We start from the raw sequence: 14078 nt of genomic DNA, 5'->3' as shown, positions 1-14078 counted from the left end.
AATCCCCGGCCGGGCAGCCGAATTCGCTTTTCGAAGGGCCGGGATCGCCTGTCAAGCTACCCGGACGACCGACGGCGGCGCAAGGACCGTGATCGGCACCGGACGCGCCGCCGGGACGAGCCCGCGAGGGGCCGCCCGTTGTTCAACTCCCCCCGTCCGAGGCCGATCAACACCCGGGTGGCCCGGTTCCGGCGTCACCACCGCCAGGCCCGCCGGATCCGGTTCCCGCCCGCCAGCGCCAGCAGCGCCCCGCCCGCCGCGGCGACGCCGGCCACCGCCAGGTTCTGGCGCTGCGCCCGGCGCCGGTCGGCGACCGCCGCCCGGGCCGAGGCCGCCAGGAAGGCCCGTTCGACCCCGGCCGCGGCCAGCTCCCCGGCCGCCACCCGCCGCATCAGCTGCTCCAACCGGACGCCCCGGTAGAGCAGTTCCGGATCCCGGTCGGCGGCCGCCCAGCCCCGGGCGGCCGAGCTGAGCCTGCACTGCTCCCCCAGCGCCGCGCGGTCCTCCGCCAGCCATCCGCGCAGCCGGGGCCAGGCCTGCGGCAGCGCGTGGTGGGACAGCTCGACGGTGTCCCGGTCCACCACCACCAGCCGGGCCCGGACCAGCCGTTCGATCACCTCGGGCACCCCGGGGTCGTCGAACTCGGCCCGCCGCACGGGCTTGCGGGTGCCCTCGTCGCCACCGGGCCCCAGGTCGCCGGCCGGCCCCAGCCCGTCGCCCAGGGCCGTCGCCCCGCCGGCGGCCTCCTCCCCGGCGCCGAGCAACTCGCCCCCGAGGCGCAGGAACACCGCCTGCGCCCGGGCCTGGTCGGACGCCTCCAGCCCGTTGTACAGCGACTCCGCGGTCCGGGCGAGCGCGCCCTCGAATCCTCCGGTGGCCTGGAACCCGGCCAGGGTCAGCGCGTTGCCGCTGCGCCGCCGCCAGGTCTCCAGCAGGGCCGTGGACACCAGCGGCAGCGCGCCCGGCTGCTGCGCGGCGGTCGAGATGAGCACCGCCAGCAGCGCACCCTCCACGGTGCAGCCGGACCGTAACGCCGGCTCGGTGATCGCCCGCCGTAACTCGTCCGGCGCCGGGCGCCCCACCGACAGCACCGCGTGCCGGCCGGCCCCGGCCAGTCCGGGGTGTTCGGCGAACAGCGGCCCGCAGTGGTCCGAGCGGAGCACCAGCACCACCCGGCAGCGGGCCGGCGCCGCCACCGGCAGCCCGTCCGGCGCCTCGCCCGCGCCGCCTCCGGCGGTCGCCACCAGGGCGTCCAGGAAGCGCGCCCGCTCGGCACCGTCCCGGCAGCGGGTGTACAGCTGCTCGCCCTGGTCCACCACCAGCACCGGGTCGCCGGCCGTCGGTCCGGACGCGCCGCGCCGCGCCTCCCCGGCGCGCTGCCCGAGCCGGGCGAGCGCGAGGGTGTACGCCTCCATGGGCCGTTCACCGGGGGTCAGCAGCGCCACCGGGACACCGCCCTCGGCCGGGGGCCGGCCCGTCCCGCCCCCGGCCCCGCTTCTCGCGGCAGCCGCACCGGCGGCGGCCGGGGCCCCGCCGAGCCGGGCCAGCAGACCGGCTCTGACCAGCGAGGACTTGCCCGCCCCGGACGGCCCGGCGAGGATCACCAGCCGCCGTTCGGCCAGCAGGGCGACCAGCCGCTCCAGCAGCGCCTCGCGGCCGAAGAACCGCTCGGCGTCGACCGCCTCGAACGCCGCCGCACCGGGGTAGGGGGCCCGTCCGACGTCCTGGGCGCGCCGCCGGGCGGCGGTGTCGGCGGCCAGTTCGGCGGCGAGCAGCTGCCAGCGGTGCCGCCACTCCCGCACGTCCCCGCCGCAGGCCTGGACGTACCCGAGGGTGACGGCGAGGCTGGGCAGCCGCCGGCCGCCCGCCGCCACCGACAGGCTGGCCGCCGAACAGTGCGCCCGGAGGGCGAGTTGACGGTACGGCGGACTCCCGGCGCGCGCCCGCAGAGCCCGTAGGTCGCCCGCGAAGCGCAGCAGCGGCCCGTCCCCAGGGTCCAGTGGACTCTCCCGACGCGGCACTACGGCCCCCCTTCTCCGTTGAAGCTGTGTCCTGAAACCCCGGATTTCCCGTTCGCCACACATGCCACACACACCACACGCGCCACACACGACGCGCATGCCTCGTTTCCATCCCCCCCGTTGATTCATCATGCACAGCACCATTGGCATCAAACAATGGTGCGTGCGGGTCGGTTGTTCCGAGTTGATGTTCAATGTCCAGCCGCACGGCGCCGAACAAAGCCGGTGGGATAGAACCGGAACCCGCAGCCCTCGCTGACTTCGGAGATATCCATGAGGTTCACGCGGTACTGCCGTTCCCTCCTGTCCACACCCGCGATGGCGGTGGAGCGGTACACCAAGAGCCACCAGTCCGGGGCCGACATCGCCATGGTCGATCTGGAGGATTCGGTCCCACCCACCCGGAAGGAGCAGGCCCGTCGGCTCGCCGAGGAGTTCTTCGCGCTCCCGTCCACCAAGCTCGCGCGCAGTGCGGTGCGCATCAACACCCTGTCCGGGCCGGACGGCCTGCGCGACCTGATCGCCATCGCCCGGTACCGGGTCAAACCGGACCTGGTGCTGATCCCGATGGCGGAGTCCCCCCGGGACGTCGAGATCGCCGCCGGCGCGCTCGCCGCCGACTGCCCGGAGACGGAGTTCCTGGCCGTCGTGGAGACCCCGCTGGGCATCGAGCACGCGCCCGCCATCGCGGCCGCCGGGCACCGGTTGCGCGGGCTGGTCTTCGGCTCCGCGGACTACGCCTTCGCGGTCGGCGCCCGGCTCTCCTGGGAGGCCCTGGCCCACGCCCGCGCCCGGGTGGTCAACAGCGCCCGCGCCGCGGGGGTGGAGGCGATGGACGCGCCGTTCTTCGAGGTCTCCGACCTCACCGGGCTGCGCCGGGAGGCCGGGCTCGCCCGGGACTTCGGGTTCAGCGGCAAGATCGCCGTCCACCCGCGCCAGCTACCGCTGATCAACGAGATGTTCAGCCCGGACGAGGCACTGCTGGAACGCGCCCGCCGGGTGGTCGCGGCGGGCCTGGAGAACGGCCGCTCGGTCACCGTGGTGGACGGGGTGATGGTCGGCATGCCGTTCTTCGAGGCCTCGCAGCGGCTGATCGAGCAGTTCGACCCGCCGCGGCCCGAGATCCCGGCCCAGTCCGGCGTCCCGGCCCGGCCCGACGGTCCGCACCACCCTCAGGGCGACCCGCCAACCGACATCCCGACCATGACGGAGAAGTGACGATGACCGAAGAAACCGTCCTCGGCCCGCGCCGGTACCGCAACGCCGAGGCCATGCTGGCCGCCGCCGACCCGGTCTGGCAGGCCGCCGCCGCCAACGGCCTGATCGGCATCACCGCGGACTCGGAGTCCAACAACCGGCTGATCGTCCGCGAGACCGGCCACGAGTTCGCCAACATGGTCTCCTGCTCGTACCTGGGCCTGAACAACCACCCCGCGGTCCTGGCCGGCGCGGTGGACGCGCTCACCGAGACCCGCAGCACCTCGCTGGTCCTCTCCACCACCCGGATCCGGCACAACCTGCTGGTGCGGCTGGAAGAGGAGCTCGGCGAGCTGTTCGGCGCCCACATCCTGCCGGGAGCGTCCTGTACCACGCTCACCGCCGGCATCCTGCCGCTGATCGCCTCCGGCCACCTGGACGGCACCTGTCAGGGCGGCGGCGGGCCCCGGGTGATGGTCTTCGACCGCTTCTGCCACTTCTGCATGGCGTACATGAAGCCGGTCTGCGGGGACGAGTCGCTGGTGCTGACCTGTCCGCACAACGACCTGAACTACCTCGAGGACGTCTGCCGCAAGTACCCGCGCGTCGCCTACGTGGCCGACGGCGCCTACTCGATGGGCGGCACCGCGGCCCTCGACGGGCTGCTCGAACTCCAGGACCGCTACGGGCTGTTCCTCTACATCGACGACTCCCACTCGCTGTCCATCGCGGGCGAGCGCGGCGAGGGCTACGTCCGCTCCCGGCTGGAGATGAACCCGCTGACGGTGATCACCGCGAGCCTCGGCAAGGCCTTCGGCACCAGCGGCGGCGTCGCGATGCTCGGCAACCGCGAGCAGTTCGAGTTCCTGCACCGGCACGCCGGCCCGATCGGCTGGTCGCAGAACATCCCGCTGCCGATGGTCGGCGCCTCGCTGGCCAGCGCCGCCATCCACCGTTCCCCCGAACTGGGCGAGCTGCAGGCGAAGCTGGCCCGCAACATCGAGCTCTTCGACGAGCTGCTGCCGACCACCTTCGCGGGCAACGGCCTGCCGGTGCGCCGGGTCGACGTCGGGGAGGGCGAGCGGGCGGTCAAGCTGTCCGCCCAGCTCTTCGAGCGCGGCTTCTACAGCTCCGCGGTGTTCTTCCCGATCGTGCCCAAGGGCGAGGCCGGGCTGCGGCTGATGCTGCGCGCCGACATGGACGAGCGGCTGATCCGCGAGTTCGCCGGCCACGTCAAGGAACTCACCGCCGACCTCTAGGACCTGGGAGCAGCCGCGATGGACAGCACCGAACCCGCCGGCTACCGACGGATCGGCGATCGCCGCTACCGCGAGGTGGTCGGCCGCTACTACGAGGAGTTCGAGGTCGGCGAGGTGGTCGAGCACCGCCCCGGACGGACCGTCACCGAGCTCGACAACGTGCTGATGAGCATGCTGAGCATGAACGACGCCCCGCTGCACATCGACGCCGCCTACAGCGCGCACACCCCCTGGGGGAAGCCGATCGTCTCCAGCCTGGTGACGCTCAGCATCGTCGGCGGGATGACCGCCCGCTCGACGAGCGGGCGCACCATCGCCAACCTGGGCTGGGAGAACATCCGGATGACCCACCCGGTGTTCGCCGGCGACACCCTCTACGCGGAGACCGAGACCCTCGCCAAGCGGCTGTCCGAGAGCCGCCCCGGACAGGGCATCGTCCGCTGCCGCACCACCGGGACGAAGTCCACCGGCGAGGCCGTGGTGGTGTTCGAGCGCAGCTTCCTCGTCCCGCTGCGCGGCCACGGCCTGGACGAGGTCGCCGGGTACTGACGCACCACCGGGCCCGACGGTCTCCGCCGTCGGGCCCGGTCGCGTCCACGGGGACGGCGGCCGCGACCTGCGGGGAGGGCGGCCGACCGCCCTCCCCGCGGGTCACTCACGCCTCGCGGCGGACGTCCACCAGCACCTTGCCCATGGTCTGCCGCGCGGCCATCGCCCGGTGCGCCGCGGCCACCCCGGACAGCGGTACGGTCCGGTCGATCCGCGCCACCAGCCGGCCCTCGGCGGCGAGCCGGAACATGTGGTCGGCGACGCGCTCGAACAGCGCCCGGTCCGCCAGGACGTGCTTGAGCCAGAAGCCCTGCGCCCCCGCCGAGCGCTCGGTCAGCTCGTTCATCGTGAAGCCGTCCTCCACCCCGCCCCGCGCCCCGACCGACACCAGCCGCCCGAAGGGGGCCAGCCCGGCCAGCCCGGCGCGCAGCAGCGGGCCGCCGACCGAGTCGAGGTACAGGTCCACCCCGCCCGACTCCGCGAGCCGCGCGGCCAGGTCGGGGTCCGCCGGGTCGAGCACGAGGTCGGCGCCGAGCTCGCGCACGAACTCCCGCTTCTCCGGGGTGGAGGCCAGGCCGACGATCCGGCCCGCGCCCAGCTCCCTGGCCAGTTGCACCGCGAGGTGGCCGACCCCGCCCGCGGCCGCGGTCACCGCGACGGACTCGCCCGCCCGCAGCCGCCCCGCCAGGGTCAGCGCGCCGTAGGCCGTCGCCCCCTGCTCCAGCAGCCCGAGCGCCTGCTCGTCGTCCACGCCGTCCGGTACCTCCACGGTGTGCGCCGCCTCGGGGACGGCCGCCTCGGCGTACCCGCCTCCGGTGCGCAGCAGCGCGACGACCCGCTTCCCGTCCGCGCGGCGGCGCCCGACCACGTCGACGCCGAGCACCGCCGGCAGCGGGAGCCGCAGGTACTCGCCGGCGCGGATCTCCAGGTCGGCGTAGTTGAGCCCGGCCAGGGTGACGTCCACCAGCACCCGGCCAGGGGCGGCCACCGGCTCCGGCACCGTCTCGGTGCGGAGCTCCTCCGGGCCGCCGTAGCGGTGGATCACCACGGCGCGCATCCCGGTCCCGGTCCCGCCCCCGTCCGCCACGGCCACCCCGTCCACGGCCGCCTCGGACGCCTCCGACTCGGTCCCGTCCACCACGGCCCCGTCCGCCACGGGCTCCGTCCCGGCGAACAGCGCGAGCAGCGCGGTCTCCAGGGCGCGGGCGCCCTCCGGGCTCTCGGCGACCACGCAGTACATCACCGAGCCGTCGGCGGGCCCGAAGTCGCTGCTGAACAGCACCCCGGTGCCGGACCGCGGGTCGAAGGCCAGCCCGGCCGCGCCGACCGCCGCCAGGGCCTCGGCGAAGGAGGGCACCCGGAGGCCGCCGAGCTCCAGGAAGGAGCGCGAGCCGCGGTGCTCCTCGCGCAGCAGGCGGCCGAGGTAGACGTCGTGCAGGTGGCTGGAGCCGGTGAGCCGGGCGTTGGTCTCGTGGAAGTAGATCTCGCCCTTGGGGGTGAGCACGGCGTCCGCGCTGACCGTGCCCCGGTAGCCGATCGCCCGCAGCGCCTCGCACAACCGGGCGCCCTGGTGGACGAGTTCGGCCCTGGCGTCGGCGTCCGGGGTCACCGGCGGGGTGATCTCCCCGGCCACCACCGGCCGCATCACCATCTCGCCGCAGCCGGCGAGCACCACGGCCGCGTCGTCGAGGAGGAACTGGGCGTACAGCGGCGCGGAGTCGGCGAAGTACCGTTCCACCACCACCCGTTGGCCACGCCCGCCGGTCAGCCAGGTCCACCGCTCGGCCACGTACGCGGCCACCGCCGCCCGGTCCGGCAGCGGCACCACCCGCTCGGCGCCGACCGCCTCCACCCGCTCGTCCCGGGCCAGGATCTCGTTGCCCAGGCCGCCCGCCTGGTACTCGACCTTCACCATCACGCTGTGCCCCTGCGCCAGCAGGTGCTCGACGGCGGCCTCGACCTCGGCGGGCGAGCCGGCCACCGTGCCGGGCGGGATCGGCACCCCGGCGCCGGCGGCCAGCGCCCGGAACCCGGCCTTGCTGTTCACCAGGGCGTTGCCGCCCTGCGCGGCGAAGGGCAGGCCCGGCATGGCGTGCGCCACGCCGAGCGCGGCCGCCAGCTCGGCCACCGCGGCGTTCGGCGAGATGGCCAGCACCTCGTCGACGGAGCGGCCCTTCAGGGCGCGGCGCAGCTCCGCGCGGAAGCCCGGGTCGGCCAGCCGGTCGGTGGTGAGCACCTGGTCGCCCCGGGCGCCCGGCGGCGGCACCACGAAGGTCAGGCTGTCGGCCCGCACGCCGGTCAGCCCGGTGACGTACGCCAGGAACTCCGGGTCGGGGCCCCAGGGCAGCACCAGGACGTCGCCGTCCCGGGCCCACCAGAGCATCCGCTGCGCCCCGCATCCGGCGAGCAGCTGCTCCAGCGGCGTCATGCCGGTGAGGTCCCCGACCATCTCCTCGGTGCGGTTGTTCGCGATGCAGAGCGTCGTCATCTGGTGAAATCCCCATGGGCCGGTGTCCGACGCGCGACACGGGTGTGGCGCGCGCTACCGGTGTAGCGCACCGGGGTTGTTCTGGTTCGGCCCTCGGTCATTGAACAAAACGCCGAACAACCTCGGGCCTGTCCCCTACCGGAAGGAGACCCGGTGGGTGCCCGTCACGGACACCACCAGGGAGTAGAGCGAGGTGGTGGCGGTGATGAACAGCCGGTTGTTCTTCGGGCCGCCGAAGGTGAGGTTGGAGACGGGCTCGGGGACGAGGAGGCGGCCGATGAGGGTGCCGTCGGGGGCGTAGCAGTGGACGCCGTCGCCGAAGGCCGCCGCCCAGAGCCGCCCGTCGCGGTCGAAGCGGATGTTGTCGAAGCGGCAGCCGACGCCCTTGACGAAGATCCGGTCGCCGGTGAGGGTGCCGTCCTCCTGGATGTCGAAGAGCCGGATGTGCCCGGCCCGGCTGTCGTTGACGTAGAGCTGCCGCTCGTCGAGCGAGAGGACCAGCCCGTTGGGGCCGTCGAAGCCGTCGGCGGCGAGCTGGACCTCTCCGCTGTGCGGGTCGATCCGGTAGAGGTTGCGGGCGCCGATCTCGGACTCGGCCTGGTGGCCCTCGTAGTCGGAGGTGATGCCGAAGTCCGGGTCGGAGAACCAGATCGCGCCGTCCGAGCGGACCACCGCGTCGTTGGGCGAGTTGAGCCGCTTGCCCCGGTAGCGCTCGGCGAGGACGGTGATCCGGCCGTCGTGCTCGGTGCGGGTCACCCGGCGGTTGCCCTGCTCGCAGCTGATCAGTCGGCCCTCGCGGTCGAGGGTGTTGCCGTTGGGGTGGCCGGCCGGGGAGCGGAAGACGCCGACCGTTCCGGTGGCCTCGTCCCAGCGCAGAAGCCGGTCGTTGGGGATGTCGCTCCAGACCACCTGGCGCCAGGCCGGCAGGTAGACCGGGCCCTCGGCCCACCGGCAGTCGCCGTACAGCTTCTCCAGCCGGATGTCGCCGTTGGCGCAGCGGCGGAAGCGGTCGTCCAGTACCTCGTACAGCCCGAACTCGGTGGAGCCAGACATCGTTCACCACGTTTCGACTTCTGCCGGATCTGTTCCGGCGAGTCGCAGTATGACAGAACGCGGTATGGTCCCACCATGACTTCCGATCAGCTCGACGACACGGACCGCGCGTTGCTCGCCCTGCTACAGGAGGACGCCGGACAGCCCTACGCGGCGCTGGGCAGGGCCGTCGGGCTCTCCACGGCGGCGGCGCACGAGCGGGTGCGCAAGCTGCGCGAACGCGGCGTGGTCCGCCGCACCACGGTGGAGGTCGACCCGAAGAGCCTCGGGCTCGGGGTGCTCTCCTTCGTGATGGTGGACTCCACGGCCTGGATGGGCGATTCGGCGCAGGCGTTCACCGCGATACCCGAGATCGAGGAGGCCCACGTCATCGCGGGCAGCGCCTCGGTGCTGGTGAAGGTGCGGACGGCGACCACCGAACAGCTCCAGGGCGTCCTGCGGCGGCTCTACGCGATCGACGGCGTGAGCGGCACCCAGGCGACCGTCGTCCTGGAGACCTTCTTCGAGCGCCCGCCCGCACCCTGAACACGGCCGCGCCCCGGCTGCGGCCGGGGCGCGGGATGCGTGTCAGCGGTGGATCAGTGGATCAGTGGTCGGCCGGGGGACGGCCTATGGGACCTCAACGGCCCTGGAGGCGCCTGACGTTGTCGCCGAAGCTCCAGCCCTTCGAGCCGTCCCAGTTGATCGACCACGTCATGAGCCCCTTCAGCGAACCGCTGAAGGCGTTCCACGACTGGCCGACCAGCCCCGGATCCATGTAGCCGCCGCCCGCGCCGGGCTGGGCCGGCAGGCCGGGCACCTGCTTGTCGTAGGGCACCCTGATCGTGGTGCCCTGGATGGTCAGGCCGTTGTTCAGGCAGGTGGTCTGCGCGGTGAAGCCCTGGACGGTGCCCGCCTGGTAGGAGTCGCCGGAGCAGCCGTACATGCTGCCGTTGTAGTACTGCATGTTCAGCCACCACAGCTGCCCGTTGTCGGCGTACTTCTTGACGATCGGCAGGTAGGCGCCCCAGATCGACCCGTAGTTGACGCTGCCGCCGGTGACGTAAGCGGTCTCGGGGGCCATCGTCAGGCCGAAGCCCGCGGGCATCTGGGCGAGTACGCCGTCGATGATGCGGATCAGGTTGGCCTGGGAGGCGGAGAGCGTGTTGATGTTGCCGCTTCCGGACAGGCCGGTCTCGATGTCGATGTCGATCCCGTCGAAGTTGTACTTCTTGAGGATCGGGACCACGGTCGCCACGAACCGGTCGGCGACGGTGCTGGAGCTCAGGTCGATGCCCGCGGCGGCGCCGCCGATCGACATCAGGATCGTCGCGCCTGCCGCCTTGGCCTGGCACATCTCGGCGGGCGTCGAGACCTTGACGTTGGCGTCCATGCCGTCCTGCCACAGGACGGTGCCGTCCGAGAGGATCACCGGGAAGGCGGCGTTGATGACGTTGTAGCCGTGCGCGGCCATCCGGCTGTCCGTGATGGGGACCCAGCCCATGCCGGGGTGGACGCCGTTGAGGGCGCCGTCCCAGTTCTCCCAGTAGCCCTGGAGGACCTTGCCCGACGGCTTGGGCTTCGTGGGGCAGGTCTCGTTCGGCGGCGTCGTGGTGGTCGGCGTCGACGTGGGCGTGGCGGTCGTGGTCGGCGTGGCGGTCGCCGTCGGCGTGGGCGTGGTGGTCGGCGTGGCGGTCGCCGTCGGCGTGTTGGTCGGCGTGGTGGTCGGCGAGGGGCTGCTGCCGCCGGGGCCGGTGAGCGAAACGTCGTCCGCGAAGAACGCGGGCTGCCCGTACCAGCCGTGCAGGTAGACGGTCACCGAGGTGGTGTTCGCCCCGGTGGTGAAGCCGACGCTGAGCCGGCCGTACGACGCGCTGTTCGCCGTCCAGGTCGAGGCGTTGGTGACGCCGGTGCCGGTGGCGCCCAGGTAGACGTAGCTGCCCTGGACGTAGGCGCTCAGCGTGTACTGGGAGTTGGGCTGCACGCTGACGGTCTGGGTGCACTGGGCGGTGTCCTGGCCGGTCGGCGTGGCCTTGAGCGCGGACGCCCCGGAGTGGACGGGGCTGCCGACGGCCGTGCCGGAGCCACCCGTGCAGCTCCAGTCGGAAAGCCCGTTCTCGAAGCCCGGGTTGGCCACCAGGTCGGGGGTGGCGGCCCCGGCCGTGACGGTCCCGGCCACGGCGATGCCCGCCCCGATCAGGGCGGCGGCGCTCACCCCGGCGAGGGAGCGCCGCAGGACGGTCGGCCCGGACGCGGCGCGACCGGTCCGGTTCACCCGCGCCGCGCGCTCCACGGCCGCCCGCCGCGGGCGAGGAGCCGGGAGCGGCCCGCCGCCGGCCTGGTCGGCGTCGAGGCGGCCGGGGTCCGAGCTGGGGCGGAACCCGCCCGACGGGCGTGGAGTGCGCGACCTCCGACGGAACATGGTGCTCCCTTTCCGCCGAGCGTCATGGACATGACCGACGCGTGGGGGCGTGACGCCCGGCTCTGGGTGAAGTGGGGGAAACAGGTGGGGCTGTGCCGGTCCGGATCGTAGGAGGGGCGGCAAGGCGCGTCAATAGGTCTGGACCATTTGAGGTCTGGACCAATCACCCCAGGGCATCCTGAGGCCCCGCACGTCGAGCGGCCTCCGGCAGTGCCGGGGGCGGCGCGCTCGGTTAGCGTCGAGTCGACCGCCAACCCCCGCCGGAGGCCGCAGATGCCCGACCCGATCAACGCCGTCCACGCCGAGCTGGACCGCCGCGCCGCCCGGGGAGCCGCCCAGGTGGTGGCCTGGCGGCGGCACCTGCACCAGCACCCGGAGCTCTCCAACCGCGAGAGCGACACCGCCGGCCTCATCGCCGAGCACCTGCGCTCCCTCGGCCTGGACGAGGTGCGCACCGGCATCGCCGGTCACGGCGTCGTCGGCGTCCTGCGCGGTGGAGCGCCCGGGGAACGCGTAGTGGCGCTGCGCGCCGACACCGACGCGCTGCCGGTCAGGGACCTGTGCGGGGAGTCCTTCGCCTCCGCCCTGGTGGACGCGGACTACCCCGGCGGCCCGTTCCCGGTCTCGCACGCCTGCGGCCACGACGCGCACACGGCGATGCTGCTGGGCGCCGCCACGGTGCTGGCCGGGGTCCGCGAGCAGCTGCCGGGCACGGTGGTGTTCGTCTTCCAGCCCGCCGAGGAGGGGCCGCCGGTGGACGAGCCGGGCGGGGCGCGGGAGATGCTGCGCCAGGGCGTGTTCACCGACCCGGCCCCCACCATGGTCTTCGGCCTGCACGTCGTCCCGCTGCCCAAGGGGTACGTGGGCTACCGGGAGGGCAACCAGTTCGGCGCCTCCTGCCTTGTCAAGATCGTCATCAGCGGCCGGCAGGTCCACGGCTCCACCCCGTGGGAGGGCATCGACCCGATGCCGGCCGCCGGCGCGGTGCTCACCGGCATCGGCCAGCTCTACCGGCAGGTGCCGGCCGTCGACCCGGTCACCGTCACCATCGGCCACATCGAGGACGTCGGCCGCTTCAACATCATCGGCGAGACCGTCACCCTGTGGGGCACCATCCGCTGCTCGGTCGAGGCCGACATGGCCGACCTGCGGAAACGGCTGACGACCCTCGCCGAGAACACCGCCGCCGCCTACCACTGCACCGCTACCGTGGACTACCTCCAGGAGGTGCCCGCCGTGCACAACCGCAGGGAGTGGCTCGACGCCGCGCTGCCCACCTTCCGCCGCGTCGTCGGCCCGGACCGCGTCGTACCGACCCCTCCCACGCTCGGCTACGACGACGTCTCCGAATTCGTCAACGCCTACGGCGGCCTCTACGTCCTCCTCGGCGTCCAGGACCTGGAGTTCACCTCGGACGGCGGGCTCCGGCCCACCCCCGGCGGCCGCGGCGCGGCCGTCAACCACAACCCCCGCTTCTACGTGGACGACGACACCCTGGTCACCGGCGTCCGGCTGCACGCCCACGTCGCCCTCGACCACCTCACCGGCACCCTCGCCCCCGCATCCGGCTGAACCGGTCCGGGGCCGCCCGGCCGGGCCGCGCTCACCCGGTCGCCCCCTCCCGAGACCCTCTGATGCCCCGGCCCCCGCCGCCACGGCCCCCGCTACGCGCCCGCCGTCGCGGCGGCCACCGCGAGCGCGGCCACCTGGGGCTTGCGGATGTCGGAGTGCGCCCCCGCGAAGGGCTGGCCCTCCACGTCGTTGATGACGGCGGCGGCGTTCACCCGGTAGAAGGTTCCGGGCGCGAAGCCGTAGTCGCCGCCGCCGTCGGCCGGCATCAGCCGGTCCTCGGCCGGCGCCACGGCCTGGTACCCGTCCGCGCCCATGCCGCCCCAGCGCCCGGCGACATCGGCCTCGGAGTCCTGCCGGGCGAGGAAGGAGGCCTTCGGGTACCAGACGCCGACCGCCCAGTCGTGGACGGTGTGGGTGGCGACGAGCGGGCCGTGCACCCGGTCCGCGAGGGTGTTCAGGGCGCCCGCGCTGCCGAACGGGTTGTCCTGGGCGTGGGCGAAGGACCAGTGCGAGAACGCGCCCTGGATCAGCAGCAGCGAGGCCACCGGGCTGTCGGCTGCCGCGCCGACGCCGGCCAGGGCGAAGGAGACCAGCCGGGCGCCGAAGCTGTGGCCGACCAGGTGCACCCGCAGGCCGGGCGAGCGGCCGTGCAGGGTGCCGAGCAGCGGCCCGAGGCCGCCCCGGCCGATGTCCCCGGCCCGGGCCTTCATGATCGAGAACGAGAGCACCCGCAGCGCGTCCTTCGCCCCGTTCACGGCGTTGCGGAACCAGTCGCCGACGCCCTGGGTGGAGGAGCCGGGCGGCGCGCTGCCGAAGGCCTCGGCGGCGGCCTGGTACGCCGTCTTCGGATCGGTGTCCAGCAGCAGCGCGGTCTCGCCCGAGTCCTCGAACTCGCCGTGGGGCGCGGGCGGCGGCACCAGGGACTGGATCAACTGGTGGATCCGCGCCAGGCGTTGCTCCTTGGCCGGGTCGGTCTCCCCGGTACCGGCCGCCGCCTCCCCCTCGTCGATGAGCCGGCCGATCTCCGTCACCGTCCGCCGCTGAACCGGGTCGGCGAAGCCCTCGGCCAGCGACAGCGCGATGTCCGTCCCGGACACGGCGGCCGTTCCGGCGTCGGGGCCCGCCACGGCGCCGCCGCCGGCCTGGGGCGCGGCGACCGCCGTCGGCGGGGTCGCCGGGGTGGGCGGGAACCAGAGCGAGGGCCAGTAGACGCCCGCGAACCCCACCGTGCCGAGCTTCGCCGCGCCGCTTCCGGCCTCCCGGATCAGCGGGAACATCGCGTCGTAGAGCTCGCGGGCCTGCTGTGCGGAGTTGCCCCACCCGTGGCTGAACACGAACAGGTCCGTCACCTCCTCGGCCGTCACCTCGTCGAGGAAGTCACCCGCCGCCGGTGCGGTCAGCACCCCCTTCTCGTCGAAGGTGAGGTCCCACACGGGCTCGTTGGTCGGCAGTCGCCTCATCGCACGTGACCTTTCGGGTGGCTTTCCGGGTGACCGTTCGTCGGTTCGTCGGTTCGTCCGCTCGTCAATTCGCCCGTT

The 14078-nt window shown here is 73.7% G+C and carries 10 protein-coding genes; 5 read left to right on the top strand and 5 right to left on the bottom strand.

The genetic code is table 11. The features are described 5' to 3' along the window. Positions 1–194: 194 nt before the first annotated feature. The gene (locus ACZ7RU_RS24675) at positions 195–2021 is read right to left on the bottom strand and encodes an nSTAND1 domain-containing NTPase (protein WP_470343124.1); all 1827 of its coding nucleotides are present in this window, start codon (positions 2019–2021) and stop codon (positions 195–197) included. A gap of 273 nt (positions 2022–2294) precedes the next feature. On the opposite strand from ACZ7RU_RS24675, the gene ACZ7RU_RS24670 reads away from it, so the two are divergent. From ACZ7RU_RS24670 to ACZ7RU_RS24660, 3 genes are read left to right on the top strand one after another with little or no spacing between them, the layout of a single operon-like run. Then, entirely contained in the window at positions 2295–3239 is a 945-nt protein-coding gene (locus ACZ7RU_RS24670) for an HpcH/HpaI aldolase/citrate lyase family protein (protein WP_470343123.1), read from the top strand. Positions 3240–3241: 2 nt separating this feature from the next. Next, positions 3242–4477: an 8-amino-7-oxononanoate synthase family protein gene (locus ACZ7RU_RS24665; protein ID WP_470343122.1), complete on the top strand. Its 1236-nt coding sequence runs from the start codon at positions 3242–3244 to the stop codon at positions 4475–4477. Positions 4478–4495: 18 nt separating this feature from the next. Next, entirely contained in the window at positions 4496–5026 is a 531-nt protein-coding gene (locus ACZ7RU_RS24660; protein WP_470343121.1) for a MaoC family dehydratase, read from the top strand. Positions 5027–5132: 106 nt separating this feature from the next. On the opposite strand, the gene ACZ7RU_RS24655 is transcribed toward ACZ7RU_RS24660, so the two are convergent. Further along, the gene (locus ACZ7RU_RS24655) at positions 5133–7514 is read right to left on the bottom strand and encodes a preATP grasp domain-containing protein (RefSeq protein ID WP_470343120.1); all 2382 of its coding nucleotides are present in this window, start codon (positions 7512–7514) and stop codon (positions 5133–5135) included. Positions 7515–7649: 135 nt separating this feature from the next. Then, complete coding sequence (locus ACZ7RU_RS24650) at positions 7650–8567, bottom strand: SMP-30/gluconolactonase/LRE family protein (RefSeq protein WP_470343119.1); 918 nt, start codon at positions 8565–8567, stop codon at positions 7650–7652. A gap of 75 nt (positions 8568–8642) precedes the next feature. Here ACZ7RU_RS24650 and ACZ7RU_RS24645 point away from each other — a divergent pair, with 75 nt between their 5' ends. Further along, positions 8643–9092 (top strand): Lrp/AsnC family transcriptional regulator, encoded by a 450-nt coding sequence (locus tag ACZ7RU_RS24645; protein WP_470343118.1) that lies wholly within the window; start codon positions 8643–8645, stop codon positions 9090–9092. Between the two features lie 94 nt (positions 9093–9186). On the opposite strand, the gene ACZ7RU_RS24640 is transcribed toward ACZ7RU_RS24645, so the two are convergent. After that, a complete protein-coding gene (locus ACZ7RU_RS24640; protein WP_470343117.1) occupies positions 9187–10821 on the bottom strand; it encodes a carbohydrate binding domain-containing protein in 1635 nt (544 codons plus the stop codon). A gap of 420 nt (positions 10822–11241) precedes the next feature. Between ACZ7RU_RS24640 and ACZ7RU_RS24635 the strand changes: the two genes are divergently transcribed. Further along, entirely contained in the window at positions 11242–12540 is a 1299-nt protein-coding gene (locus ACZ7RU_RS24635) for a M20 metallopeptidase family protein (protein ID WP_470343116.1), read from the top strand. Positions 12541–12632: 92 nt separating this feature from the next. On the opposite strand, the gene ACZ7RU_RS24630 is transcribed toward ACZ7RU_RS24635, so the two are convergent. After that, positions 12633–14000: a hypothetical protein gene (locus tag ACZ7RU_RS24630; RefSeq protein ID WP_470343115.1), complete on the bottom strand. Its 1368-nt coding sequence runs from the start codon at positions 13998–14000 to the stop codon at positions 12633–12635. Positions 14001–14078 lie beyond the last annotated feature (78 nt).

This window comes from Kitasatospora sp. NPDC114501 (genome assembly GCF_055633695.1).
Note: the sequence above shows the minus strand (reverse complement) of the source record. Positions and strands in the feature narration are given on the sequence as shown.

Bases quoted from the DNA above. Each gene is read 5' to 3' on its own strand.
- ACZ7RU_RS24670 (WP_470343123.1), top strand. From the start codon at position 2,295: ATGAGGTTCACGCGGTACTGCCGTTCCCTCCTGTCCACACCCGCGATG.
- ACZ7RU_RS24665 (WP_470343122.1), top strand. From the start codon at position 3,242: ATGACCGAAGAAACCGTCCTCGGCCCGCGCCGGTACCGCAACGCCGAG.
- ACZ7RU_RS24660 (WP_470343121.1), top strand. From the start codon at position 4,496: ATGGACAGCACCGAACCCGCCGGCTACCGACGGATCGGCGATCGCCGC.
- ACZ7RU_RS24655 (WP_470343120.1), bottom strand. From the start codon at position 7,514: ATGACGACGCTCTGCATCGCGAACAACCGCACCGAGGAGATGGTCGGG.
- ACZ7RU_RS24650 (WP_470343119.1), bottom strand. From the start codon at position 8,567: ATGTCTGGCTCCACCGAGTTCGGGCTGTACGAGGTACTGGACGACCGC.
- ACZ7RU_RS24645 (WP_470343118.1), top strand. From the start codon at position 8,643: ATGACTTCCGATCAGCTCGACGACACGGACCGCGCGTTGCTCGCCCTG.
- ACZ7RU_RS24635 (WP_470343116.1), top strand. From the start codon at position 11,242: ATGCCCGACCCGATCAACGCCGTCCACGCCGAGCTGGACCGCCGCGCC.
- ACZ7RU_RS24630 (WP_470343115.1), bottom strand. From the start codon at position 14,000: ATGAGGCGACTGCCGACCAACGAGCCCGTGTGGGACCTCACCTTCGAC.